Source organism: Microbacterium sp. dk485 (assembly GCF_004570445.1).
Lineage (GTDB): Bacteria > Actinomycetota > Actinomycetes > Actinomycetales > Microbacteriaceae > Microbacterium > Microbacterium wangchenii.
On the sequence record NZ_SPQW01000001.1, the window covers coordinates 1313986 to 1338562 of the forward strand.

Annotated in this window: 21 protein-coding genes; 6 read left to right on the forward strand and 15 right to left on the reverse strand. The window is 71.1% G+C overall.

From position 1 onward, the window contains the following. Nucleotides 1-4: 4 nt before the first annotated feature. Both E4V99_RS06115 and E4V99_RS06120 read right to left on the reverse strand, forming a co-directional pair. Nucleotides 5-1195: a beta-propeller fold lactonase family protein gene (locus E4V99_RS06115; protein ID WP_135116691.1), complete on the reverse strand. Its 1191-nt coding sequence runs from the start codon at nt 1193-1195 to the stop codon at nt 5-7. Next, entirely contained in the window at nt 1195-2481 is a 1287-nt protein-coding gene (locus tag E4V99_RS06120) for an adenylosuccinate synthase (RefSeq protein WP_135116692.1), read from the reverse strand. The genes E4V99_RS06115 and E4V99_RS06120 overlap by 1 nt, the downstream gene beginning before the upstream one ends. 90 nt (nt 2482-2571) lie before the next feature. Here E4V99_RS06120 and E4V99_RS06125 point away from each other — a divergent pair, with 90 nt between their 5' ends. Together E4V99_RS06125 and E4V99_RS06130 are read left to right on the forward strand one after the other, a co-directional pair. Continuing rightward, the gene (locus tag E4V99_RS06125) at nt 2572-3324 is read left to right on the forward strand and encodes a Pr6Pr family membrane protein (protein WP_245233127.1); all 753 of its coding nucleotides are present in this window, start codon (nt 2572-2574) and stop codon (nt 3322-3324) included. 4 nt (nt 3325-3328) lie between these two features. After that, nucleotides 3329-3997 (forward strand): peptidylprolyl isomerase, encoded by a 669-nt coding sequence (locus E4V99_RS06130; protein ID WP_245233128.1) that lies wholly within the window; start codon nt 3329-3331, stop codon nt 3995-3997. An 18-nt stretch (nt 3998-4015) separates the two neighbouring features. Here E4V99_RS06130 and E4V99_RS06135 read toward each other — a convergent pair whose 3' ends face one another. From E4V99_RS06135 to E4V99_RS06160, 6 genes are all read right to left on the reverse strand, one after another. Next, nucleotides 4016-5029, reverse strand: a complete 1014-nt coding sequence (locus tag E4V99_RS06135) for a LacI family DNA-binding transcriptional regulator (RefSeq protein ID WP_135062466.1) — start codon at nt 5027-5029, stop codon at nt 4016-4018. Beyond that, the gene (locus E4V99_RS06140; RefSeq protein WP_135116693.1) at nt 5026-6552 is read right to left on the reverse strand and encodes a sugar ABC transporter ATP-binding protein; all 1527 of its coding nucleotides are present in this window, start codon (nt 6550-6552) and stop codon (nt 5026-5028) included. The genes E4V99_RS06135 and E4V99_RS06140 overlap by 4 nt, the downstream gene beginning before the upstream one ends. Nucleotides 6553-6589: 37 nt before the next feature. Further along, the gene (locus E4V99_RS06145; protein WP_135116694.1) at nt 6590-7618 is read right to left on the reverse strand and encodes a sugar ABC transporter permease YjfF; all 1029 of its coding nucleotides are present in this window, start codon (nt 7616-7618) and stop codon (nt 6590-6592) included. Then, nucleotides 7615-8664 (reverse strand): ABC transporter permease, encoded by a 1050-nt coding sequence (locus E4V99_RS06150; RefSeq protein WP_135116695.1) that lies wholly within the window; start codon nt 8662-8664, stop codon nt 7615-7617. Before E4V99_RS06150 ends, E4V99_RS06145 begins: the two co-directional genes overlap by 4 nt. After that, nucleotides 8661-10253, reverse strand: a complete 1593-nt coding sequence (locus E4V99_RS06155; RefSeq protein ID WP_135116696.1) for a sugar ABC transporter ATP-binding protein — start codon at nt 10251-10253, stop codon at nt 8661-8663. Before E4V99_RS06155 ends, E4V99_RS06150 begins: the two co-directional genes overlap by 4 nt. A gap of 73 nt (nt 10254-10326) precedes the next feature. Beyond that, on the reverse strand, nt 10327-11298 hold the full coding sequence (locus E4V99_RS06160) for an ABC transporter substrate-binding protein (protein WP_135116697.1): 972 nt from the start codon (nt 11296-11298) through the stop codon (nt 10327-10329). 276 nt (nt 11299-11574) lie between these two features. Between E4V99_RS06160 and argG the strand changes: the two genes are divergently transcribed. From argG to E4V99_RS06175, 3 genes are all read left to right on the forward strand, one after another. Next, nucleotides 11575-13017 (forward strand): argininosuccinate synthase, encoded by a 1443-nt coding sequence (gene argG, locus E4V99_RS06165; RefSeq protein ID WP_135116698.1) that lies wholly within the window; start codon nt 11575-11577, stop codon nt 13015-13017. A gap of 116 nt (nt 13018-13133) precedes the next feature. After that, nucleotides 13134-13862 carry a hypothetical protein gene (locus tag E4V99_RS06170; RefSeq protein ID WP_135116699.1) on the forward strand — a complete coding sequence of 243 codons (729 nt, stop codon included), beginning with the start codon at nt 13134-13136 and terminating at the stop codon, nt 13860-13862. After that, nucleotides 13859-15712, forward strand: coding sequence for a YhgE/Pip domain-containing protein (locus E4V99_RS06175; protein ID WP_135116700.1), 1854 nt, complete (start codon nt 13859-13861; stop codon nt 15710-15712). Before E4V99_RS06170 ends, E4V99_RS06175 begins: the two co-directional genes overlap by 4 nt. 10 nt (nt 15713-15722) lie before the next feature. On the opposite strand, the gene mnhG is transcribed toward E4V99_RS06175, so the two are convergent. The 7 genes from mnhG to E4V99_RS06210 form a co-directional block, all read right to left on the reverse strand. Continuing rightward, nucleotides 15723-16124 carry a monovalent cation/H(+) antiporter subunit G gene (gene mnhG, locus E4V99_RS06180; RefSeq protein WP_135116701.1) on the reverse strand — a complete coding sequence of 134 codons (402 nt, stop codon included), beginning with the start codon at nt 16122-16124 and terminating at the stop codon, nt 15723-15725. Beyond that, complete coding sequence (locus E4V99_RS06185; protein ID WP_135116702.1) at nt 16121-16390, reverse strand: monovalent cation/H+ antiporter complex subunit F; 270 nt, start codon at nt 16388-16390, stop codon at nt 16121-16123. Before E4V99_RS06185 ends, mnhG begins: the two co-directional genes overlap by 4 nt. Further along, nucleotides 16387-16983 carry a Na+/H+ antiporter subunit E gene (locus tag E4V99_RS06190; protein WP_135116703.1) on the reverse strand — a complete coding sequence of 199 codons (597 nt, stop codon included), beginning with the start codon at nt 16981-16983 and terminating at the stop codon, nt 16387-16389. Before E4V99_RS06190 ends, E4V99_RS06185 begins: the two co-directional genes overlap by 4 nt. Further along, complete coding sequence (locus E4V99_RS06195) at nt 16980-18536, reverse strand: Na+/H+ antiporter subunit D (RefSeq protein ID WP_135116704.1); 1557 nt, start codon at nt 18534-18536, stop codon at nt 16980-16982. The genes E4V99_RS06190 and E4V99_RS06195 overlap by 4 nt, the downstream gene beginning before the upstream one ends. Next, entirely contained in the window at nt 18533-19075 is a 543-nt protein-coding gene (locus E4V99_RS06200) for a Na(+)/H(+) antiporter subunit C (protein WP_135116705.1), read from the reverse strand. Before E4V99_RS06200 ends, E4V99_RS06195 begins: the two co-directional genes overlap by 4 nt. After that, a complete protein-coding gene (locus E4V99_RS06205) occupies nt 19072-22011 on the reverse strand; it encodes a Na+/H+ antiporter subunit A (protein ID WP_135116706.1) in 2940 nt (979 codons plus the stop codon). The genes E4V99_RS06200 and E4V99_RS06205 overlap by 4 nt, the downstream gene beginning before the upstream one ends. A 130-nt stretch (nt 22012-22141) precedes the next feature. Further along, on the reverse strand, nt 22142-23197 hold the full coding sequence (locus tag E4V99_RS06210; protein ID WP_135116707.1) for a LacI family DNA-binding transcriptional regulator: 1056 nt from the start codon (nt 23195-23197) through the stop codon (nt 22142-22144). 49 nt (nt 23198-23246) lie between these two features. Between E4V99_RS06210 and E4V99_RS06215 the strand changes: the two genes are divergently transcribed. Beyond that, nucleotides 23247-24521, forward strand: coding sequence for an MFS transporter (locus E4V99_RS06215; protein ID WP_135116708.1), 1275 nt, complete (start codon nt 23247-23249; stop codon nt 24519-24521). Nucleotides 24522-24577 lie beyond the last annotated feature (56 nt).

Consider the following 24577-nt stretch of genomic DNA (forward strand, 5'->3'; position numbering starts at 1 on the left):
TACCTCAGCGGGTGGGAAGAAGGCACGTCGGCGCGGGAGCCGGGGTGCGGTAGCGCACCCCGCCGGGGATCCCGGTGCGCAGATCCAGCGACAGCGACACGACCTCGTCCGAGGCCTGGCCGGCCACGAGGAGCGTGTCGCGCACGACGACGTGGTGCCGCGGACGTCGCACCCCCGCCTCGACGAGCGCGACTGGTTCGAGGGCCTCTCCCCCGCCCCGCACCCGCAGCACGCCCAGCGTGTCGCTGCCGCGGATCCCGGCGTAGAGGAACTGCCCGTCGCGGGATGCCGCGAGCTCGGCTCCCGTGTCACCCTCGAGTGCGCCGACCGCCGCCGGCGCACCGCCGCGCACGTGCCACACGCCCTCCGCGTCGGGGGCGAGCACGAACACCTCGTGCGTGAACTCGGTCAGGACGTACAGGTGCCCGCTCGGGTGCCACACCATGTGGCGGGGACCGCACCCTTGGGGCAGGGCGATCTGCTGCCCACGGCGCAGCCCCGCGCCCGCGGCGTGCCACACCCGCACGAGGTCGAAGCCGAGGTCGGTGGTGACGACGGTGCCGCCGGGGAGGAACAGCGCCTCGTGCGCGCGGGACACGCGGGCCGATTCCCCGGGCTCCGGTTCCGGCCCCGCCGGCTCGGTGTCGGCGCCAGCGTCGGAACCGTACCCGGGCACGAGGTCGGCGTACTCGGCCCCGGCCGCCGCTCGCAGAGCCCGCGCCGCCGCGGCGAGGCCCGGGTCCACCGCATCGGCTGCCGATGACCCCGACCCGTACGGGTCGGCGGCCGCCGGCGCGAGGCGGGCGTCGCCGAGCGCGCCGTCGGCGCCCAGCGGCACGCGCACGACGCGGCCGTCACCCCAGCAGCTGACCAGCAGGAATGCGCCGTTCGGCTCGACGGCGACGTGGCAGGCCGCCTCGCCCGCGGGCACGCGTGCGCCCATCGGCGCAAGGCGGTCTTCGGACACGCGGCGGAAGGCCTGCACGGCGCCCTCGCCCTCGAGGGCGGCGTAGACGACGTCGAGGGTCGGATGCGCCGTCACCCACGACGGCGACGGGGCCGGCGCGGCGGTGCCGGTGTAGGCGAGCGGCCCGCCGGCCAGGGCGCCGTCGGGCTCACCGGCCACCAGCATCCCGATGCCCTCGGCGGGCGCGCCGTTGTGGTCCTCGCCGTAGCCGCCGACCCAGAACCGCATCAGTCGACGAGGTCGTGCCGCACGATGACCGCGTCGCGCGCGGCGCCGACCCCGATGACGGAGATCCGCGTGCCGCTCATCGCCTCCAGCGCGAGCACGTAGTCCTGCGCTTCCCGCGGAAGCTCGTCGAACGTGCGCGCACCGGAGATGTCGTCCTTCCACCCCGGGAAGTATTCGTAGATGGGCGTCGCGTGGTGGAAGTCGGTCTGGTTCACCGGCATCTCGTCGAACCGTTCGCCGTCGATCTCGTAGGCCACGCACACGGGGATGCGGTCCAGGCCCGTGAGGATGTCGAGCTTGGTGAGCACGAGGTCGGTGATGCCGTTGACGCGGGTGGCGTAGCGGGTGATGGGAGCGTCGTACCAGCCGACCCGGCGGGGGCGTCCGGTGGTCGTGCCGAACTCGAAGCCGCGCGAGCGCAGCCACTCCCCCTGCTCGTCGAACAGTTCGGTGGGGAACGGTCCCGACCCCACGCGCGTCGTGTACGCCTTCACGATCCCCACGATCCGGTCCAGGCGGTTGGGCCCCACGCCGGCGCCGGTGGCCGCGCCGCCGGCCGTCGCCGAGGACGACGTGACGAACGGGTAGGTGCCGTGGTCGACGTCGAGCATCGTGGCCTGGCCGCCCTCGAACACCACGACGTCGCCGCGGTCCAGGGCGTCGTTGAGCAGCAAAGAGGTGTCCGACACCATGGGCCGGAGGCGCTCGGCGTACGACAGCAGGTCGTCGACGATCTCATCCACCGAGATCGAGCGGCGGTTGAACACCTTCACCAGCAGGTGGTTCTTCTGATCCAGCGCGCCTTCCACCTTCTGGCGCAGGATGTTCTCGTCGAACAGGTCCTGGATGCGGATGCCGACGCGGTTGATCTTGTCGGCGTACGCCGGTCCGATGCCGCGACCGGTCGTGCCGATCTGCCGCTTGCCCAGGAAGCGCTCGGTGACCTTGTCGAGCGTGCGGTGGTATTGCGTGATGACGTGCGCGTTGGCGCTCACGCGCAGGCGGGACGTGTCCACTCCCCGCGCGTTCAGCGCCTCGAGCTCGTTGAACAGCACCTCCAGGTCGACCACGACGCCGTTGCCGATGACGGGGATGACCCCGGGCGAGAGGATGCCGGAGGGCAGCAGGTGCAGCGCATACTTCTCGTCGCCGATGACGACGGTGTGGCCGGCGTTGTTGCCGCCGTTGAACTTCACGACCCAGTCGGTGCGTTCGCCGAGGAGATCGGTGGCCTTGCCTTTGCCCTCGTCCCCCCACTGGACTCCGACGATCACGATTGCGGGCATGGACGCTCCTCGCGTGGATTCGGGCGGTACGCCTCATCCTATCGAGGCCCGTCCCCCGGCCGCCGCCTCGGCGCGGGTTAGGGTGAGCGCATGCAGCCGCCAGCAGGGGCGCACACGGCATGGATGATCGCCCGTCTCGTCGTCGGAGCGGTCGTGGCCGCGGCCGTCGTCGCCCAGGGGATCTCCACGATCAGTGCCGCCGTAGCGGCCGGGCAGCACGTGCCCACCGCCACCGCGAACTTCTTCAGCTATTTCACGATCCTCTCCAACGCCGCCACGGCGAGCGTGCTCGCCTGGGCTGGGCTGTCGCGCCTGCCGCGGCGGCGGCGGGATGCGGTCGACCCGCCGGCCCTCGCCGCCAGCCTGGTGTGGGTGACGACGTACATGCTCATCACGTGCGTCGTCTACAACCTGCTGCTGCGGGCCGTGTCGATCGGACCGGACACGGTCGGATGGGCGAACGAGGTCATGCACGTGGGGGCGCCGCTGTTCTTGATGGTCGACCTCCTCTTCGGCACCGGACACCGCCGCGTGCGCTGGCGGGTCGCCCTGGCAACCGTGCTGTTCCCCCTCGCGTGGATCGCGTACACGCTCGTGCGCGCTCCGCTGGTCACGGCGCCGTCCTCCGGTGCGCCGTACTGGTACCCGTACCCGTTCCTGGACCCGTACGCCGGCCCCGACGGATGGGGCGGGGTGGTCGGCTACATCGTCGCGATGGCCGCCGGGATCATCGTCGTGGCCTTCGGCGTGGTCGCGGTGCTGCGGCTCCGCTTCCGTGCCCCGGCGGGCACCGCCCGGTCGCGGCCGTCCGTTTCGATCGAGGACGAGAGCCGCCTACGCTGAGGGCGTGCGCATCCGGATCCTCACTCTCGCCCTGGCCGCCTCGAGCCTGCTCGTCCTGTCGGGATGCTCCGGCGACGCATCCTCCTCCCCCACGACGCCGCCGGCGGCCTCCCCGACCGCAGCCGACGGCTGCGGCTACGTCGCGGGCGGCGGGGCCGCGCGCGAGGTGACCGTGCCCCCGGCCGATCCCACGGTGAGCGGCACGGTGACGGCGGTCCTCCAGACCTCGGCGGGCGATATCCCGATGACCCTGGACGCCGACGCCGCTCCGTGCACCGTCGGCAGCTTCGTGTCCCTGGCCGAGCAGGCCTACTACGCCGACACCTCCTGCCACCGCCTCACCACATCCGGGATCTTCGTACTGCAGTGCGGCGATCCCACCGGCACGGGCCGCGGCGGCCCCGGCTACAGCTATCCGGATGAGCTCGCAGGCACCGAGACCTACCCCGCCGGCACGGTCGCGATGGCCAACGCCGGACCGGACACGAACGGATCGCAGTTCTTCCTCGTCTACGACGACACCGAGCTCGCCCCCGACTACACCGTGTTCGGCCAGCTCTCCGCCGAGGGGCTCGAGGTCGTGCGCACGATCGCCGCCGCGGGAGCCGAGGGCGGCCGGCCCGATGGCGCGCCGGCCACGCCCGTGACCATCACGGGGGTCACCGTCGGCTGACCGCTCCCGACGCGGCGGTCACCCCAGCGCGCGGGCGGATTCCCGCACGATGAGGTGGGTCGCGATGGGGGTGTCCTCGGTCAGGCTCTCGGGCTCCTCGACCGCCAGCAGCACCTTCTGCATCATGAGCTCCCCCAGAGCGCGGAAGTCCTGGCGCACCGTCGTCAGCGGTGGCATGAGGTAGGGCGCCTCGGGCACGTCGTCGAAGCCGACGACGCTGATGTCCTCGGGCACACTCAGTCCGCGGCCCCGCAGCGCCGACAGCAGGCCGATCGCCATGTGGTCGTTCCCCACGAAGACGGCCGTGCCCGATCCGAGGTCGAGCTCCCGCCCCAGCTCGTACCCGCTCGCCGCCGACCAGTCCCCGTTGCGCGGCTCCTCGGCCACGAGGCGCCGCGCGGCCAGCTCGTCGCGCCATCCGCGCACGCGTTCCAGGGCATCGGGATTCCGCGGCGGGCCGGCGACGTGCAGGATGCGGCTGTGCCCGAGCTCGGCGAGATGCCGCACCGCCGACCGGGCGCCGCGGTACTGGTCGATGGAGACCAGGTGCGGATGCCGGCGCTGCGTCGCGGCGGCGGCGACCAGAGGAACGCTGAGGTCGAGACCGCGCACCACCTCGAGAACCCCGACGTCCGTCACGACGAGCACGATCGCGTCCACGCGTTGACGCAGGAGTGTCTCGACCGCCGAGCGCACACTGGCCGGATCGGGATCGGGTGAGGTGACCGTGTCGACGGAGTACCGCTCGGCACGGGCCGCGACGGTGAAGTGCATCGCGATCGACGTCGGCCCGAAGTCGGCGCTTCCCGGGGTGACCAGCCCGATCGTGCGGGTGCGCCGGGTGACGAGCGCCCGCGCCGCCGGCGAAGGGCTGTATCGCAGCTGGGTGATGGCCTGCTCCACGCGCGCACGTGTCGCGGGGCGGACGTTGGGAAGGTCGTTGAGCACACGGGACACGGTCTGGTGCGATACGCCCGCCAGCCGCGCGACGTCGAAGATGTTGGCGGATTTCGCGCCGCGCTCATCGCTCACGGGGTGTCCTCGGGGCGCGCCACCCGCGCGAGCAGCGAATCCACGGTGAGCGCCTCGGCGGGCAGGATGTCGGCGACCCGGCCCGCGCGCAGCACCGCGACCCGGGAGGACACGCGCAGGACCTCCTCCAGCTCGGCGGAGATGAACAGCACCGACAGTCCGTTGTCGGCGAGGTCGGCCACGAGACGCTGGATCTCGATCTTCGCGCCCACGTCGATGCCCCGCGTCGGCTCGTCCAGGACGAGCGCCCGCGGCGACAGGGCGAGGAGGCGCGCCAGCAGCACCTTCTGCTGATTGCCGCCGGAGAGCGTGCGGGCGGGGCGATCGGGATCGGCGGGACGGATGTCCAGCGCCTCGATCCAGCTGGCCGCGAGTTCGCGCCGCCGTGGGCGCCCCAGCAGCTGGAACACGCCGCGCTCGGCCTGGAGGGCGAGGGTGATGTTGTCCTCCACGCTGAGGTCGCCGATGATCCCCTCGGTGCGCCGGTTCTCGGAGGAGTACACGATGCCGAGCGCGATGGCCTGCCGCGGCGAGCCGAGCACGGTCGGCACGCCCGCGACGCGGATGCTGCCGGCATCCGGCCGGTCGATGCCGGTGAGCACGCGCGCCAGTTCGGTGCGCCCCGACCCGAGCAGCCCCGCCAGGCCCAGCACCTCGCCCTCCGCCATGGCCAGGGAGGCGTCGGTGACCGCCGCCCCGACCGTGATGCCGGTACCGCTGACGTACGCCGCCGCCTCCCCCGGGGTCGGCTCCACCGCCTGGCGCACCTGAAGCTCCTCGCTCGTGCGACCGAGCATCTTCTCGACCAGATCGATGCGCAGAAGCTCGTCCGGGACGTACTCGCCGATCAGCCGCCCTCCCCGCAGCACCGTGATGCGGTCGCAGATCTCATACACCTGGTCGAGGAAGTGCGACACGAACAGGATCGCGACCCCCCGCTGCTGCAGGTCGCGCATGACGCGGAACAGCTCCGCCACCTCGTCGAGGTCGAGGCTCGACGTGGGCTCGTCGAGGATCAGCACGCGCACGTCGACCGAGATCGCCCGCGCGATGGCGACGAGCTGCTGCACGGCGAGCGAGTGGCGCACGAGGGTGCTGCGGGGGTCGATGTCGAGCCCGAGCTCGGCGAGCACCTCCGCTGCCCGCGTGTTCAGCCGGCGCCAGTCGATCGCGCCGAACCGGCGCGGTTCGCGGCCGAGGAGGATGTTCTCCGCCACGGTGAGGTTCGGCAGGAGATCGATCTCCTGGTAGACCGCGCTGATGCCGGCGGCGAGCGCGTCCGCCGGCTTGCGCAGGCGCACGGGCTCTCCCGCGACGCGGACGACCCCCTCGTCCAGCCGCAGCGCGCCCGTGATGGCCTTGATGAGCGTGGACTTGCCGGCGCCGTTCTCCCCCATGAGCGAGTGCACCTCGCCGGGGAAGAGGCGGAAGTCCACCGCATCCAGCACCGTCTCCGCACCGAACCGGACGGTCGCGCCGGTGACCTCGACCACCGGCGCGACCGTCGTCGGGCGCGAATCCATAGGCTCCATCATGCCGGTGCGCGGCGCGGCATCCCGTTCAAGAACGCTGGCTTGCCGATCGCGCCACGATGACGCGCTGCACGACGACGAAGATCAGGAGCAGGCCGCCGATCGTGATGCGCGTCCAGGCCTGCTCCGCGCCGAGGAAGGAGATGACGGTCTTGATCGTGCCGTACACGAAGACGCCGATCATCGACCCCAGCACGTATCCGCTTCCCCCGGTCAGCAGCGTCCCGCCGATCACGACCGCGGCGATCGTGTCCAGTTCGGTGCCGATGCCGTTCAGGGGGTACGACGCCCCGGTGTACGCGGTGAAGACGACGCCCGCCAGACCGGCGCACACACCGCTGATGACGTAGGCGAGCAGCTTCGTGCGCACGACCGGGAGACCCATGAGGCGCGCGGACTGCTCATTGCCGCCGATGGCGTAGATCGTGCGGCCGAAGCGCGTGAACTGCAGGACGAGGATGCCGACGGCCACCACCAGCAGCGCGAGGATCCCGGTGGGCGTGAGATAGAAGCTCCCCGGCGCTCCCTGGATGCGCGTGGACTGCAGCCACAGGATCGCAGGGTCCTCCACCTTGATCGAGGACAGGCTCACCATGAACGCCAGCCCCCGCGCGGCGAACATCGCGGCGAGCGAGGCGATGAACGGCTGCACACCGAAGTACTGCACCATCACGCCCACGGCAAGCCCCATCCCCGCCCCCAGCAGGAGCATGACGGGGACGACCACGGCGGTGGGCAGCCCCTGGCTCAGCAGGCTCGCTCCCAGCATCCCGGTGAAGGCCATCACGGCGCCCACCGACAGGTCGATGCCGCCCGTGAGGATGACGAAGGTCATCCCCACCGCCAGGATCAGCAGGTAGGCGTTGTCCAGCAGGAGCGCGGACAGGACGCGCGGGGTGACGAACGTGCCGAAGTACGCCTGCGCGCCGCCCATCATCGCGATGAGGATCACGAGGGCACCGAAGACGGGGACCCACGAGGCGTGCCGGCTGCGGAAGCGCTGCACGGCGGTGGTGACGGCTCCGCGGCGCTCGGTGCCGGCGGTCAGGGTGGTCACGAGGCGGCTCCCATCTTGGTCGCGGGCGCGCGGCGGGCCGATGCCGCCAGCCGGGCGAGGCCACCGCGGGTGCGGGGCGACTGAACGAGCACCACGATGATCACGACGATCGCGAGGAACAGCGGACTGATCGCTGGCGGGACGCCGAGGAAGGTGATCGTCGACTTCAGCGTCTGGATGGTGAAGACCCCGACGACGGTGCCGGCGATCGTGAACTTCCCGCCCATGAGGCTCGTGCCGCCCAGCACGACGGCGAGGATGGCGTCCAGCTCGATGTACAGACCGGCGGCGTTGGCGTCGGCGGCCATGATGTTCGAGGAATACAGGATGCCGGCCAGCCCCGCCAGGACGCCGCTGGCGGCGTACGCGCCCCAGATGATTCCGCGCGAGCGCACGCCCGCGAGACGGCTGGCCTCGGGGTTGATGCCCACCGCCTCGGTGAGCACCCCCAGCGCGGTCCGCCGTTCCAGAACCGCGACGACGGCGATCGCGAGCACCGAGACGTAGAACGCGAAGGGCAGCCCGAACAGGTAGCCCTGCGCCATGAACCGGTACGGGTCGCTGTTGATCGTCGTGATGAAGCCGCCCGTGATCAGCAGCGCCACGCCCCGGCCGGCGAGCATGAGGACGAGCGTGGCGATGATCGGCTGGACGCCGACCACCGACACGAGGAAGCCGTTCCACAGCCCGAGCACGAGGGAGACGAGCACGCCCAGGGCGATCGCGGTGAGCACCGTCGCCGGGGACCCCGGGTCGGGCGCGGAGGAGATGAAGGTCAAGGCGACCGCCCCCGACACCGCCATGATCGCGCCGACCGAGAGGTCGATGCCGCGCGTGGCGATGACCAGCGTCATCCCCAGCGCCACCAGCATGAGCGGCGCGCTGTTGCGCAGGATGTCGATGAGCGGGCCGTAGAGCTGCCCGTTCTGCACCGTGATGCCGATGAAGGACGGCCGCGCGATGGTGTTCACCACGATCAGGACGGCCAGGGCCGCCACCGGCCATACCAGGCGGTGTCGGAACACACCCGTCAGAGTCGATCTCATGCCGCTGTCTCCGGGCTCTGGCGAGACGGCTCCGTCTCGCGGGATTCATCGGCGATGACGGCGACGAGATCGTCGACGTCGACCTCCGTGGCGTCCAGTTCGCCGATCTTACGACGGTCGCGCATCACGACGATGCGCTGCGCGATCCGGATGACCTCCTCCAACTCGGAGGAGATGAACACGACGGCCAGTCCCTCGGCCGACAGCTCGGCGACCTTCTTCTGGATGTCGGCCTTGGCGCCCACGTCGATACCGCGCGTGGGCTCGTCCAGGATGATCAGCTGGGGGGCGGTGGCCAGCCACCGCGCGAGCAGCACCTTCTGCTGGTTTCCGCCGGAGAGATTGCGCACGAGCGCGTGCGGATCGGCCGGGCGCACTCCCAGCGCCGCGATGTACTCCGAGACGATCGCGTCCTGCTCGGCCCTGCCCATCCTGCGCAGCGCGCCGCGCTTGGCCTGGATGCCCAGGATGACGTTCTCGGCGACGGTGAGATCGGAGATGATGCCCTCGGCCCGCCGATCCTCCGACGAGAACGCGATGCGCCGGTCGATCGCATGCCGCGGCGTCGTGATGCGTGCGGGCAGGCCGCGGACGATGTGCCGGCCGGTGTCCGCGCGGTCGGCACCGTACAGCAGCCGCGCGAGCTCGGTGCGTCCCGAGCCCAGCAGACCCGCGATCCCGACCACTTCGCCGTCGAAGACCTCGACGTCGACGGGTTCGAGGACTCCCTTGCGGCCCACCCCCACCGCGGAGAGCACCGGCTCGGCCGATCGGTCGATCTCCCGCGCCGCCGTGCGGGAGAGCGCGTCGAGCTCATCGAGCTCGCGGCCGATCATCTTCGCGATGAGCTCACCGCGGGGGAGCTCATCGATCGGGTACTCCCCCACGAAGCGCCCATTGCGCAGCACAGTGAGCCGATCGGAGATCTCGTAGACCTGGTCGAGGAAGTGCGTGACGAACAGGATCGCGACCCCGCGGTCGCGAAGGTCGCGCACGACGGCGAAGAGCTGCTCGACCTCGCTGCGGTCCAGGCTCGAGGTGGGTTCGTCGAGCACGAGCACCGACGCATCCGACACCATCGCCCGGCTGATCGCGACCAGCTGCTGGACGGCGATCGAGTGCGTCCCCAGCGTCGAGCGGGTGTAGATGCCCAGGCCGAGGTTGGCGAGGTGGCGCGCTGCCTCCCGGTGGGTCGCCCGCCAATCGATCGCCCCCGCGCGGCGCACCTCGTGGCCGAGCATGACGTTCTCGCCCACGGAGAGGTTGGTGCAGAGGTTGACCTCCTGGTAGACGGTGGAGATCCCCGCCGCCTCGGCGTCTGCCGTGGTGCGGAACACGCGTGCCGCACCACCGATCGTTATCGTGCCGGTGGCGACCGGATACACCCCCGTGAGTGCCTTGATGAGGGTGGACTTGCCGGCGCCGTTCTCGCCCATGAGGGTGTGCACCTCACCGGCGCGAAGCGTGAGGTCCACCCCGTCCAGTGCCTTCACCCCGGGGAACTCGACGGTGATGCCGCGCAGCTCGGCGACGGGTGCGGCGGAGATGTCCCGGTGCTTCCGGGGACGGACGACGGTGTCGTCGGTCATGCGGGCCTCCTTCCGAGGCGGACCGCCGGGCACCGGGGTTCCCGGTCCCGGCGGGGTGTCGGATGCGACGGACTCAGTAGGGACGCGAGTCCAGGACCTCTTTCGCCTGCTCCTGCGTGAAGGACTGGTCCTCGACGATGGTCGCCTTCTCGACCTCCTCGCCGGCGAGCACCTTCTTGACCAGCTCGGCGGCCTGCTCGCCGAGGAGCGGGTTGCACTCCACGATGAAGTTGAACTCGCCGTTGGCCAGTGCGGTCATCCCGTCCTTGACGGCGTCGATCGTGACGATCTGGATGTCCGTGCCGGGGACGAGGCCCGCGGCCTTGATCGCGTCGAGCGCACCCAGGCCCATGTCGTCGTTGTGCGCGAACAGCACGTCGATGTCCGAACCGTACTTCTGCAGGTAGCCCTCCATGACCTTCTTGCCGCCGTCGCGGGTGAAGTCGCCGGTCTGCGAGTCCATCACGGTGATGTCGGTGCCCTCGATCGCCGCGTTGAAGCCGGTGGCCCGATCCAGCGCCGCCGACGATCCGGTGGTGCCCTCCAGGACGACCAGGTTCGCGCCCTTGCCGTCGAAGTTCTCCTTGACCCATTCGCCGGCGGTCTCACCCTCCTGCTCGAAGTCCAGGCCGACCCACGACGCGTACAGATCCTCGCTCGCGCTGACCGTACGGTCCTCCAGGATGACCGGGATCCCGGCGTCCTTGGCCTCGGTGAGCACGTCGTCCCAGCCATCGACCGTGATGGGGGCGATCACGATCGCGTCCACGCCCTGGTTGATGAAGTTGCGGACGGCTGCGATCTGCGCCTCCTGCTTGTTGTCGGCCGCGTTGAACTTCAGATCGAAGCCGTTCTCGGACGAGAAGGCCTCCTTCATCGATTCGGTGTTCGCCGCCCGCCAGCCGGACTCCGAGCCGGTCTGTGCGAAGCCGACCGTGATGACGTCGTCCCCGCCGTCGCCTCCGCCCGCGTTGCCCGCGCATCCGGTCGCGGTCAAGAGGACCGCACTGAGCAGGGCTGCTGCCGCCAGGATCTTCTTCTTCATTCCCAAAACCTCCTCGTTCGGGTCCGGCTCGCAGCCGGGGCGCGGACGCCGCCATGGTGTCTGCTGGCTCGAATGTTAGCCTTCACATTTCGCTCTGCACCAGCATGTGAGCGGTAACAATCGAGTAACGACCCCTGACTGAGGGCATCACACGTTGACCCCGTTCGTCCACATTCGCCCGGGATGTGAACCATCACAGCAGTGCTCATTCCCCGGCAGGCGGAGGACATCGGGCGCGGTTCGTCGCGGAACAGGGCGGAAACTAGAATTGGGCTCATGTCCAAGGTTCTCCAGTCCCTCCCCGTCGGCGAGCGCGTCGGCATCGCCTTCTCGGGAGGGCTCGACACCTCCGTCGCCGTGGCCTGGATGCGCGACAAGGGCGCCGTGCCCTGCACCTACACCGGCGACCTCGGTCAGCCCGACGAAGACGACATCGCCGCCATCCCCGGCCGTGCGCTGCAGTACGGCGCCGAGGTCTCGCGGCTGGTGGACTGCAAGTCGGCGCTCGTCGAGGAGGGCTTCGTCGCCCTCGCCTGTGGTGCGTTCCACATCCGCTCCGGCGGACGCACCTACTTCAACACCACGCCGCTGGGCCGCGCCGTGACCGGAACCCTGCTCGTGCGTGCCATGAAGGAAGACGGCGTCGACATCTGGGGCGACGGATCCACCTACAAGGGCAACGACATCGAGCGGTTCTACCGCTACGGCCTGCTCGCCAACCCGGCTCTGCGCATCTACAAGCCGTGGCTGGACGCCGACTTCGTCACCGAGCTGGGTGGCCGCACCGAGATGAGCCAGTGGCTCGTCGAACACGGCTTCCCCTACCGCGACAGCGTGGAGAAGGCGTACTCCACCGACGCCAACATCTGGGGCGCGACCCACGAGGCCAAGACGCTCGAGCACCTCGACGTGTCGCTGGAGACCGTCGAGCCCATCATGGGCGTGCGGTTCTGGGACCCGGCCGTCGAGATCGCCACCGAAGACGTGACGGTGACCTTCGACCGCGGACGCCCCGTCGCCCTCAACGGCGTGGAATACACCGACCCGGTCGAGCTGGTGTTCGAGGCCAACCGCATCGGCGGGCGTCACGGCCTGGGCATGAGCGACCAGATCGAGAACCGCATCATCGAGGCCAAATCGCGCGGCATCTACGAGGCCCCCGGCATGGCGCTGCTGTTCATCGCCTACGAGCGCCTGGTCAACGCGATCCTCAACGAGGACACCCTCGCCACCTACCACGAGCAGGGCCGGCGCCTGGGGCGCCTGATGTACGAGGGCCGCTGGCTCGAGCCGCAGTCGCTCATGCTGCGCGAATCCATCCAGAAGTGGGTCGGATCCACCATCACCGGCGAAGTGCGCCTGCGCCTGCGCCGCGGCGAGGACTACACGGTGCTGGACACCACGGCCCCCGTCATGTCGTACGGCCCCGACAAGCTGTCGATGGAACGGGTCGGCGACGCCGCGTTCGGCCCGACCGACCGCATCGGACAGCTCACGATGCGCAACCTCGACATCGCTGACTCGCGCACGCGCCTGGAGCAGTACGCGGGGATGGGGCTCATCGGCGGTCCGACCGCTGAGCTGGTCGGCCGCGTCACCGCCGGCGAGGCCGACGAGATCATCGAGCCGGCGACACCGCTGGATCCCGCCCGCGAGGCCCTCGCCGAGGCCACCGACGCGGCCGGCGAGGCCGCCGCGTTCGACTCCGGCACCGACTGACCCCGCGGCCGGCGCGTCCGCGCCGGCCGCGATCGCTGCACCGCCGCACCGGGCCGAAGGGCCCGAGACACGGCCACGACGCGCAGGTACTCTGCCCCTGACCGGGCGGAGGCCTCATGAGGATCGAACTGCGCAGGGTCAGTCAGGGGCGCAACGGGCGCGCCCTGCCCGAGACGTCCCTGTCTTACGGGTCCGCGCGGGCCACACGCGTCGTGGCCGAGACGGAGCAGCGTCCGACCGTTCTGGGACTCCTGGCCTCCGGCCGCATGCGGCCAGGCGCCGGCACCGTCCTGATCGACGGTGCACCGGATGCACGGATGCTGCGCCGGCGGGTGGCCCTCGTGGACGCGCCCGGCATCTCCGAGCCCGAGCCCAACGTCTCGGTGGCGGGCATGGTCGCCGAGGAGCTCATGTTCGCCGGGCGCCCGCCGACGCCGTTCCGGGCTCGGCACTGGCTGGACGAGCACGGATTCGGCGACCTCGCCTCCACGCCCGTGGGCGACATCGAGCCGGCGGCACGGATCCGGATCGTGCTCGAGTGCGCCGCGCTCCGACCCGACGTGGAGGGGCTCGTGCTGGTCTCGCCGGATCGGCACGGCGGCGATCCGCACGCGTGGTGGCGCATCGTAGAGGACTTCGCCGCGCGGGATTACGCGGTGCTGGCGATCGCGGGAGTGCCTGCGCATCTCGTCCTGGGCGACGCGGGAGCTCCCGACGACGACGCCGCCTCGGCGCCCGCCTCCGACGATGCCGGCACGCCTCCCCTCCGGCACCGTCGTTCCCCGAACCGGCGTCGGACCGCCGATCGCCGCGCTGAATCGGACAAGACGGGCGGGTCATCATGAAGATCCCTCAGATCATCCATGCCGAGCTGCGTCGCCTCGTGTCCACGCCGATGCTGCTCCTGGCGCTCGTCGCGCTGCTGTGCGTGCCCATCCTCTACGGCGGGCTGTACCTGTGGGCCAATCAGGATCCGTACGGGCAGCTCGCCCGGATTCCCGCCGCGATCGTCGTCGACGACACCGGCGCGAGCGTCAACGGCGCGGAGCGCAGCTACGGCGACGAGGTCGCTCAGGAGCTCCTGGCGAGCAACACCTTCGATTGGCGCCGCGTCGGATCGGCGGAGGCGGAAGGCGGTCTGGCGTCCGGGCGCTTCGACTTCGTCATCGTGATCCCCGCCGACTTCTCCGCGGCGATCGCCTCCATCTCGTCCTCCGACCCCAAGAAGGCGGAGATCCAGCTGCGCACCGACGATGCCAACAACTACCTCGCCTCCACGATCGGGTCGCAGGCGGTGGAACGAATTCAGGCGGACATCGTGGCCAAAGTCATCGACGAGGCGGGCCTGACGCTCCTGGCCGACCTGCAGACCATCCGCGTCAAGATCTCGGATGCCGCCAACGGAGCGCAGGAGCTCGTGGACGGGCTCGGCACGGCGCGCTCGGGCGCCGAGCAGCTCGCCGCCGGCACCGCGAGCCTGGCCACCGGCACGGCGGAGCTGCGCGACGGTGCCGCGCAGCTGAGCGGCGGTGCCGGTGAACTGAGCGCCGGCGCCGCGCGCGTAGCGGGCGGAACGGCCGAACTCGACCGCATCGCAGACGAACTGGGCGCGGCATCCGCGGGCGCCGTCGCGCAGTTGCCCACCGCCCGCAACGACATCGCACAGGCCCTGACGGCCGCGGGGGTGGACCCCGGCGAGACCGCGCGGATCCTCACCGCCCTCGACCCCGTCGGCGAACTGCTGGACGCGGCGAACAGCCGTGTCCAGGGCGCGGTGGGCCGGATCGACGAGCTCAACGCCGGCGCGCAGGAGGTCGCCGCCGGGGCCGCTCAGCTCGCCGAGGGGAGCGCGCGACTGGCCGAGGGGACGGCGACGGCGGCAGCGGGCGCCGCGGAGCTCAACGACGGCGCAGCCCGGCTCGGCCCGGGTACCGCCGAGCTGCTGGATGGCGCCTCCCAGCTGCAGACCGGGCTGGCCGACGGAGTCAGCCAGATCCCCGAAAGCGACGAGGACACCCGGTCCGCGCAGGCCTCGACGCTGTCCGATCCGGTGTCGGTGTCCACGAGCGACCTGGCCCAGGCGCAGAACTACGGCGCGGGTCTCGCGCCGTTCTTCGCGGCGCTGGCGGGCTGGATCGGCATCTATTCGCTGTTCCTGATCGTCAAGCCGATCTCCCGCCGCGCCGTCACGGCCCTGCACGCCCCCGTGCGCGTGACGCTGGCGGGATGGCTCACCCCGGCGATGTTCGGGGCGGTGCAGATGGTCGGGCTCTTCGCCGTGCTCGCCTTCGCGCTGCGGTTCTCCTTCGCCAATCCGCTGCCCACGCTCGGCCTGCTCATCGCCGCCACCGCCACCTACGCCGCGATCGTGCTGGCCCTGAACGTGTGGTTCGGGGAGGTGGGCGAATTCCTCGGACTCGTGCTGATGGTGGTGCAACTGGTCTCCGCCGGTGGCACGTTCCCGTGGCAGACGCTCCCCGGGCCGCTCGCCGCCGCGCACCAGGTGCTGCCCATGGGCTACGTCGTGGACGGGATGCGGCAGCTGATGTACGGCGGCAGCCTCCCGCGGGTCTGGCTCGACCTCGGCGTCCTGGCGATGTGGCTCATCGCCGGCCTCGTGCTGTCGGCCGTGGGCGTTGCGCGCATCACGCGCCGGCGCACACTCGCGGACCTGCAGCCGAGCATCTTCGGCTGACCGCTGCGGCTCAGCCGCCGGAGGCGGGCGGGGTCTCCTTCTCGCCGCGCAGCTCGTCGACGTACAGGCTCGTGCGGTCGATCGTCTCGTTGCGGTACGCCTGCCGCCCCACCATGTGCGCCGACAGCGGGGCGGTGGCCAGCTGGAACAGCACGACCGGGATGAGGAAGGCCACGACCGGCCACGACCGCAGCGACAGCGCGATCGCGAGGCAGATCACGATGAGCCCGAGCACCTGCGGCTTGGTCGCCGCGTGCAGGCGCGCCGGCACGTCGCGGAAGCGCAGCACGCCGATGCCGGCGACCAGGCACAGCAGGGCCCCGAAGAGGATCAGGACGAGGGCGATGCCATCCAGCCACGCCTGGAGCGGGGTGGCGGCGACATCGGTGCCGAGGGCGGCGAAGGCGTTCATCGCTCGGTGTTGTCCTTCCTCGCGACGAACCGCGCGATGGAGACCGACCCGAACACGCCGACGGCCGCGATGATCAGCATGATCGGGAGCGAGCGCGTGTGCTGGTTGATCGCCATCTCCGCACCCAGCACGCACAGCACCTCGGTCAGCAGCACGTCGGATGCCACGGCCCGGTCCAGGATCGAGGGGCCGATGACGATGCGCCACAGCGTGAGGATCGCCGCGACGGTGAAGACGACGAAGATCGCGATCAGCACGACGTTCATGCGACGCCTCCCATCGAGCCACGCGGCGCCGTGCGCCGCGTGTCCGTGGCCGACTCCACCTGAGCCAGCTGCGCGCGCGATCCGACGGCACGCACGATGCGCCGCTCGAACAGCAGCACCGCGGCGCGCTGCTTCTCGACGTCCTCGTCCGAGCGCACGCCGATCACGTGCAGATAGAGGATGCGGCGGTCACGGTCAGCCTCCACGATGAGAGAGCCGGGGATGAGGGATGCAGTGACCCCGACGTGGGTCATGATCAGGTCGTCGTCCGTGCGCAAGGGGACGGCGATGATCGCCGCGCCCGGCTGACGACGGAAGTCCAGGACCTGCGCGGCCACGATGAGCGAGCCCCGCACGACGTCGGTGAGGAAGGTCACGACGAAGACCAGGCCGTACCAGAAGTTGAGCCGCCCCGACAGCTCCACGGGCGGCAGGCGGAACACGCGCGTCACCGCGATCGCGGCGACCAGGCCGGTCAGGAACGACAGCACGGTGAACTGTCCCCACAGCAGCATCCACAGCGCGATCAGCCAGACGAAGAACGGCAGCTGCCGCCACAGCAGGTGCAGGAGGGTGCGGGCGTCGTGCTTCATTCCTCCACCCCCTGCTCGACCTGGACGACGGAGATGGGCTGCAGCAGCGTCTCGCCCACGCGCGCGCACACGGCGTAGAGCGGGCCGGCGAACACCGTCAGCGCGATCGTGACGACCACCATCCCGGCCGTCGCGGCGGTCATGATGCGCGGGATCACGCGCCGTTCGGTCTGGATGCCGGCGGCGGGGGCCGATCCCAGGTAGCCGATGCGGGCCTCGGTCTCGGCCGAGTCCTCCTCTTCGCGCCAGAACGCGAGGTTCCAGGCGCGCATGAGGGCGTACAGCGTCAGGAGGGAGGTCACGATGCCGCCCACGATCAGCACGATCATGATGGGCGAGCCCACCTCGGCCGCCGCGTCGAACAGGCCGTACTTGCCGATGAAGCCGGAGAAGGGCGGCAGGCCGCCGAGGTTGATCGCGGGGATGAAGTACAGCACCGCGATGACGGGGGCTGCCCGCATGAGGCCCCGCACGCGCAGGATCGACGTGCTCCCCGCGCGCCGCTCGATGAGCCCGATCGCGAGGAAGAGCGTCGTCTGCACGACGATGTGGTGCACGGTGTAGTAGATCGTCGCGCCGATCGCGGCGGGCGTGGCGATCGCGAGCCCGAAGACCATGTAGCCGATGTGGCTGACGAGCGTGAACGACAGGATGCGTTTGAGCTCGGCCTGCGCGAGGGCGCCGAGCACGCCGACGATCATGGTGGCCAGCGCCACGATCATGAGCATGAAGTTCACGTCGCTGTCACGGAAGATCTGCGTCTCGGTGCGGATCAGCGCGTACACGCCGACCTTGGTCAGCAGGCCCGCGAACACCGCCGTGACGGGGGCCGGCGCCGTCGGGTAGGAGTCGGGCAGCCAGAACGACAGCGGGAAGACGGCGGCCTTGATGCTGAAGGCCAGCAGCAGCATGAGATGCAGGACGAGCTGCACATCCGGCGGCAGTTCGCCCATGCGATCCGACAGCTGCGCCATGTTCACGGTGCCCAGCGCGCCGTAGATCATCGCGATGGCGGCCAGGAACAGGATCGAGGACACCAGCGACACCACGATGTAGACGACGCCCGTGCGGATGCGCGACTCCGTGCTGCCCAGCGTGATGAGCACGTACGAGGCCACGAGCAGGATCTCGAAGCCGACGTAGAGGTTGAACAGGTCGCCGGCGATGAAGGCGGTGAAGATGCCCGCCGACAGGATCAGGTACGAGGGGTGGAAGATCGACACCGGGGTGTCGTCGTCTCCGTCGGCTGCGCCCTGGCCGACCGAGAACAGCAGCACCGCCAGCAGCACGACGCTGGAGATGACCACGAGGAGGGCGGCGAGGCGGTCCACGTACAGCACGATCCCCAGCGGGATCGGCCAGCCGCCCACCGACACCGCGAGAGGCTGGTCGGAGGCGTCCACGGCGAACAGCAGCACGAGGGCGATCGCGAGCGTCGCGCTCAGGGTCGTGACCGACACCGCCACCTGGGTCTTGCGGTGGCGTCCGGCGATGAGCGCCATCCCCGCGCCCAGCAGCGGGAGGGTGACCAGCAGCGGAACGAGCGTGCTCATCGGTCGTCACCGTCCTCGTCCGCACGGGTGCGGCGGTAGGGCCGGTCGGCGGGGGCGTCATCGCGGATGGCGGTCACGTCGTCGCTGCGCAGCAGGCGGATGGGGGCGGCCTCGGTTCCCACGAAGTCGGTGGTGGCGTCGTCGTCCTCCTCCTCGACCTCGACGTCCATGGCGTCTTCGTCGGTGGGGCGCTCCCGGATGGCGACGTCCTCGGCGTCGTCCTGCACGGTGTCGGCCTGGCCGAGCTGCCACGAGCGGTAGATGAGGGCGAGCAGGAACGCCGAGACGGCGAAGGTGATGACGATGGCCGTGAGGGTCAGGGCCTGCGGGAGCGGGTCGGACACCGCATCCGGGTCGGATGCACCGTAGAAGGGCGCCGCGCCCGGGTCGCCCATGACGATCAGCAGCAGCAGGTTGGCGGCGTTGCCCAGCAGCAGGAAGCCGATGAGCACGCGCGTGAGGCTGCGTTCGAGCATCGCGTACACGCCGCCCGCGAAGAGCACGGCCATGATCACGATGAGCACCAGCGACGCGGTCATCCGGCCACCGCCTCGCGGTCGCGCAGCTCCTGGCTCTGACGGTCGACCTCGGCCCCGAGGCTGCGGAGCACATCGAGCACGAGCCCGATCACGACGAGGTAGACGCCGACGTCGAAGATCGTGGAGGTGACGAACTCGACATGCCCGATGACGGGGAGCGTGGTCTCGATGAACGCGCTCGTCAGCGGCGCCTCGCCGAAGAACAGCGGCACCACGGCGCACGCCGCCGCGAGGGTCATGCCGGCCCCCAGCAGCCGGCCCGCGTCGGCAGGGGCGGCGGCACCGAGTTCGTAGCGCCCGCCCGCGACGTACCTCATGACCAGCGCCATCCCTGCCACCAGGCCGCCGGCGAACCCGCCGCCGGGCAGGTTGTGACCGGCGAACAGCAGGTACAGCGACACGATGATGATCGAGTGGAACAGGACGCGCACGATCACCTCGAGCACGATCGAGCGGTTCTCCGGGCGCACCTTCTGACCGCCCAGCAGCCACGTCTGCGGCTGGTGACGCGTGTCCGGAGTCGGCGCGCGCGGGCCTTCGGCGGTCTCCACGAGCGGCGAGCGCACGCGGCGGCGCAAGCGCGGCAGCGGTGCGGTGAAATCGGACAGCGTGTCAGCGCGGTGGGTCACGAACACGAGCGACGCGACGCCGGTGGCGGCGAGGATCAGGACCGACAGCTCCCCCATGGTGTCCCAGCCGCGCAGGTCGACGAGGGCGACGTTGACGACGTTCTGCCCGTGCCCGATCTCATACGCCAGCATCGGCCACGAGTCCGAGATCGGCCGCTCCACGCGGGCGCTGGTGGCGACGATCGCCACGAGCGCCATCGTCACCCCGACCGCGGTGGCCAGCACCGCGCGCGCGATGGGCCACACCGAGGCGTTGTGCTCGCCCATGCGGGCCGGGATGCGCCGCAGCACGAGGGCGAAGGCGACGAGGGTGACCGTCTCGACGAGGATCTGCGTGAGGGCCAGGTCGGGCGCGCCGCTGGTGGCGAAGAGCACGACCATGCCGAGGCCCGTGACCGAGACGAGCACGACGCCGGTGTACCGCTTGCGGGCGTTGACGGCCAGGAGCCCCGCGGCGATCATGACGGGTGCCACGGCGAGCTGCACCGGCGTCTGCCACGCTGCCAGATCGGCACGCCATTCCGGCGCGGACAGCAGCGCCGTCCCCTCGGCCGCGACGAAGACGACGAAGATCGTCCCCACGTACACCGGGAGCGATCCGCGCTGGGTGAGCGAGGTGGTGAACACCGCCAGACGGGCGATCGCGCGGATGGTGGCGTTGTAGACGTCGGTGGCCGTGAACGGCAGCATCCGCATCGTGGCGAAGCGGCCCTGGCGTGCCGTGAGCAGGAAGACCCCGACACCCAGCACGATCGTCCCGAGCGAGATCCACAGGGCCGGTTCGAACCCGTGCCACAGCGCGAGGTGCGGCGTGCTCTCCGGCGCCGGAAGGCCGGGGCTGGCGGCGGGCGCGGTGCGCGCGTACGGCTGCAGCACCGCGTCCAGCCACGGCGTGGCGATGCCCGCGACGACGGTGAGAGCGGACAGGACCACCGGCGCGCCCAGGAAGCCCAGCGGCGGGTCGGGCCACTCGGTGCGCTCGCGGCGCGCGCCGGCGGCATCGCGCTTGGTGGCGAACGCGCCCCACAGGAAGCGCAGCCCGTAGGCGGCCGTCAGGATCGAGCCGGCGATGACGCCCAGCAGCGCCACGAGCGCCCACGCGCCGCCGTGCAGCGTCTCCTCCAGGAGGGCGGCGAGCACCCCTTCCTTGGCGACGAAGCCGATCGTCGGGATGACTCCGGCCATGCACGCCACCGCGATGACGGAGAAGGTCGCCAGCACCGGAGCCTGGCGGCCCACGCCGCTGAGCTCGCCGATGTCACGCGTGTTCAGCTGACGGTCGATGACGCCGACGACCAGGAACAGCGATGACTTGAACAGCGCGTGCGAGAGCAGCAGCGCGAGCCCGGCCAGCGCAGCCTCCTGCGTGCCGTAGCCCAGCACGACGGTGAGGAACCCCAGCTGGCTGACGGTGCCGAAGGCGAGCACGCGCTTGAGGTCGCTCTCGCGCAGGGCCTGGAACCCGCCCAGGAGCATCGTGAAGACGCCGAGGGCGATGACGATGGGGCGCCACGGCGCGGCGAACGCGAAGACCGGAGCGAAGCGGGCGATGAGGTAGATGCCCGCCTTGACCATCGCCGCCGCGTGCAGGTAGGCGCTGACCGGTGTGGGGGCGGCCATGGCACCGGGCAGCCAGAAGTGGAAGGGGAAGATCGCCGACTTGCTCAGCGCCCCCACCAGCACCAGCACCAGCGCGGCATCGACCGTCGCCCCGGTGGGGGCCAGTTCCAGGATCGCGGACAGACTCGTCGTGCCCGTCTCCACGACCAGCAGCACCACCCCCACGAGCATGACGAGCCCGCCGATCGTGGTGACCAGGAGCGCCTGCAGGGCCGCGCGGCGGCTGGCGCCGCGCGCGTGGTAGTACCCGATGAGCAGGTACGACAGGATGCTCGTGATCTCCCAGAACATCACCAGCAGCACGATGTCGTCGGTGAGGACGAGGCCGTACATGGCGCCGGCGAAGGCCAGCAGCACGGCGGAGAACAGCCCGACCCCCTGCGTCTTGCCCCGGAAGTACCACCGGCAGTAGAACATCACCAGCGCGCCGACGCCCGTCACGATGAGCGCGAGCAGCCAGCCGAGGGTGTCCATCCGCATCGAGATCTCGATGCCCAGGGCGGGGATCCACTCGTATGTCTCGAACGGAATATCTCCGCGCATGACGGCGGCCGTGGACAACGCCGCGTGCACGAACGCCCCGACCGGGAGCAGCGCCGCGACATAGAAGGCGCGGGCGCCCAAGAGCTTCACGAGCCACGGCAGCAGCAGCGGGACCAGGAAGAACGCGCCAAGGAGCGGCAGCACTGCGCCCTCCTCGGGTTCGACGGGCAGGGGCCCGGGGCTCTCGGGGTGTCCCGTCCATTCTACGTGGCGCCCGCAGCCGCCCGATCCGGCGGGCACTCCGTCCCGGTCCGGACGCCGCCGGATCGTCGCGTCAGCGGGCCGGCGCCGGGCCCGTGGTGTTCCCGGCGCGGAACGTGCACGTCAGCAGCAGCGTCTCCGCCGGCGACCCGGCCAGCATCGCGGTGACGGCGTGGCCGGCGGCGCGGCCCTTCTCGGCCGCCGGCTGCACCGCGGTGGTGAGCTCGTACGGTGAGAGCCCGTCGACGACGACGCCGTCGAATCCCGTGACGCTGAGGTCCTGGGGGACGCGGAGGCCGGCCTCCTCAGCGGCACGCACGACACCCGCGGCGAGCAGGTCGCTCTGTGCGAGAACCGCGGTGGGGCGCGCGGCGGGGTCGGACAGCAGCATCCGCCCCGCCGCCAGCCCCTCGTCGATGAGGCTGGCGCCGGCGGCATAGGCCGGAGCATCCGGGTACACCTCGCGGGCGCCGGCCAGGCGGTCGGCGGCGACGTCGACCTGGATCTCCGCCTCCGCTGCGGCATCCAGCCACCCCGGCAGGCGCTCAGCCGCCGTCGGCAGCGTGAGGATCGCGACGTCGCGGTGCCCGAACTCGGCGAGGTGCTCCGCGAGTCGGTGCTGCGCCTCGCGGTTGTCGAGCCTGATCTGCGGAACCCCGGCGCCGCCGTCGCCCTCGATCACCACGACCGGCACGTCCCGGGCGCGCAGCACCTGGAGCGAATCGCGCATACGGGCGTTGCAGCCCACCAGCACCGCGGCATCCAGGGGGGTCGTCAGCAGCGACGGCCCGGCCGCATCCTCGCCGGTGTCCTGCAGCAGGAGCAGGCCCGCGCCGACGCCGGCGAGACCTTCGGCCAGGCCGTCCATCTGCAGCCGGGTGACCGGGTCGGAGAAGACCGCCCCCAGGCGCGCTCCGACGACGACCCCGACGATTCCCGAGCTCCCGCGCCGCAGCGACGCCGCTCGCGGGTCGGGGCCGGTGTAGCCGAGGCGCTGGGCGGCGTCCATCACACGCTGTCGCGTCGGATCGGTGACCGGCGCCCGTCCGCTGAAGACCACCGATGCGGTGGACGGCGACACGCCGGCGGCGCGCGCGACGTCGGCGATGGTGGCTCGGCGCGCGCTCATATCGCGATCGTACCCTCCGCCCGTCGAATCGATTCGGTAGCCTGATCGCATGAACGACGCCCTCACCCGGTCCCAGCTCGTGCGCTGGCGAACGGCGACCTTCGCCATCTTCCTGGCCAGCGGCCTGAGCATCGCCACGTGGGCCTCTCGCGTGCCGGCGATCAAGTCGGGCCTGGAGATCGACAACATCGCGGTCGGTCTGCTGCTGCTGGGCGCCGGGATCGCCTCGATCGTCGGCCTGTCGGTGGCACCGATGGTCATGGCCAGGGCGGGCGCGCGGCGCGGGATGCTGGCAGCCCTCGTGATCGTCGGCATCGGCGTCGCCACGATCGGCATCGGCACCGACCTGCTGTCGTCCTACCCCGTGGTGCTGCTGGGCCTCGCGCTCTTCGGGTTCGGCAACGGCGCCGTGGACGTCATGATGAACGTCGAGGGCGCGGCGATCGAGAAGTCCAGCGGCCGCACGCTGCTGCCGCTGTTCCACGCCTTCTTCAGCTTCGGCACCGTGATCGGCGCGGGACTGGGGGTGGTGGCGGCCGCGCTGGGGATCACCGTGCTGGCCCACACGGGCCTCATGGGCGGAGTGATCGTGCTGATCGCGTTGGTCAGCGTCGCCGGCGTTCCCGCGCGGGAGAGCGCGGAGGCGGCTGCCGCGCCGGCCGGACGGCCGCCGTTCCGCGAGCGTCTCACGGTCGCCGTCAGTGCCTGGCGGGAGCCGCGCACGTACGCGCTCGGGGTCATCATGCTCGGGATGGCCTTCGCCGAGGGCGGCGCCAACGACTGGCTGCCGCTCGCGGTGGTCGAGGACCACGGGGCCGACGAGGCGTTCGGCGCGGCGGCGCTCACCGTCTTCTCGGTCGCGATGGCGGTCGTGCGCGTGCTGGGCGGTCCGCTCGTCGACCGCGTCGGCCGCGTGGCGGTGCTGCGCACCCTGGCCTTCACCGCCGCAGCGGGCCTGCTCCTGTTCATCTTCGCGCCGAACCTCCCGCTCGTCTTCGTCGGGGCCGCGCTGTGGGGCGCGGGGGCGTCGCTGGGCTTCCCGCTCGGGATGTCGGCGGCCGCGGACGACCCGGCGAAGGCCCCCGCCCGAGTGAGTGCCGCCGCGACGATCGGTTACGTCGCGTTCCTGTGCGGTCCGCCGATCCTCGGCTTCATCAGCGAGAACGTCGGCCTGCTGAACACGCTCCTGGTGATCGTCGTGCTGATCGTGCTGTCGGGCCTGTTCTCCTCCGCCGCACGACCGTTGGCGGTGGCCTCCGCCGACGCTGACGCCGCCCCCGCCGCGGCGGCGGATCCGCCCCGCTCCCCCGCGTCCGAGCGCTGACGCCACGACCGGATGCAGCGATGCCCCGGCCGTCGGGCCGGGGCATCGTCGTGCAC

Coding starts and splice junctions, on each gene's coding strand:
- E4V99_RS06200 (WP_135116705.1), bottom strand. CDS start 19,075: ATGACCGCGTCGCTGGTGCTCATCGTGATCATGGCCGTGCTCTTCGCG.
- E4V99_RS06155 (WP_135116696.1), bottom strand. CDS start 10,253: ATGACCGACGACACCGTCGTCCGTCCCCGGAAGCACCGGGACATCTCC.
- E4V99_RS06140 (WP_135116693.1), bottom strand. CDS start 6,552: ATGGATTCGCGCCCGACGACGGTCGCGCCGGTGGTCGAGGTCACCGGC.
- E4V99_RS06210 (WP_135116707.1), bottom strand. CDS start 23,197: ATGAGCGCGCGCCGAGCCACCATCGCCGACGTCGCGCGCGCCGCCGGC.
- argG (WP_135116698.1), top strand. CDS start 11,575: ATGTCCAAGGTTCTCCAGTCCCTCCCCGTCGGCGAGCGCGTCGGCATC.
- E4V99_RS06190 (WP_135116703.1), bottom strand. CDS start 16,983: ATGAAGCACGACGCCCGCACCCTCCTGCACCTGCTGTGGCGGCAGCTG.
- E4V99_RS06125 (WP_245233127.1), top strand. CDS start 2,572: ATGCAGCCGCCAGCAGGGGCGCACACGGCATGGATGATCGCCCGTCTC.
- E4V99_RS06120 (WP_135116692.1), bottom strand. CDS start 2,481: ATGCCCGCAATCGTGATCGTCGGAGTCCAGTGGGGGGACGAGGGCAAA.
- E4V99_RS06195 (WP_135116704.1), bottom strand. CDS start 18,536: ATGAGCACGCTCGTTCCGCTGCTGGTCACCCTCCCGCTGCTGGGCGCG.
- E4V99_RS06160 (WP_135116697.1), bottom strand. CDS start 11,298: ATGAAGAAGAAGATCCTGGCGGCAGCAGCCCTGCTCAGTGCGGTCCTC.
- E4V99_RS06175 (WP_135116700.1), top strand. CDS start 13,859: ATGAAGATCCCTCAGATCATCCATGCCGAGCTGCGTCGCCTCGTGTCC.
- E4V99_RS06115 (WP_135116691.1), bottom strand. CDS start 1,195: ATGCGGTTCTGGGTCGGCGGCTACGGCGAGGACCACAACGGCGCGCCC.
- mnhG (WP_135116701.1), bottom strand. CDS start 16,124: ATGAACGCCTTCGCCGCCCTCGGCACCGATGTCGCCGCCACCCCGCTC.
- E4V99_RS06185 (WP_135116702.1), bottom strand. CDS start 16,390: ATGAACGTCGTGCTGATCGCGATCTTCGTCGTCTTCACCGTCGCGGCG.
- E4V99_RS06215 (WP_135116708.1), top strand. CDS start 23,247: ATGAACGACGCCCTCACCCGGTCCCAGCTCGTGCGCTGGCGAACGGCG.
- E4V99_RS06170 (WP_135116699.1), top strand. CDS start 13,134: ATGAGGATCGAACTGCGCAGGGTCAGTCAGGGGCGCAACGGGCGCGCC.
- E4V99_RS06150 (WP_135116695.1), bottom strand. CDS start 8,664: ATGAGATCGACTCTGACGGGTGTGTTCCGACACCGCCTGGTATGGCCG.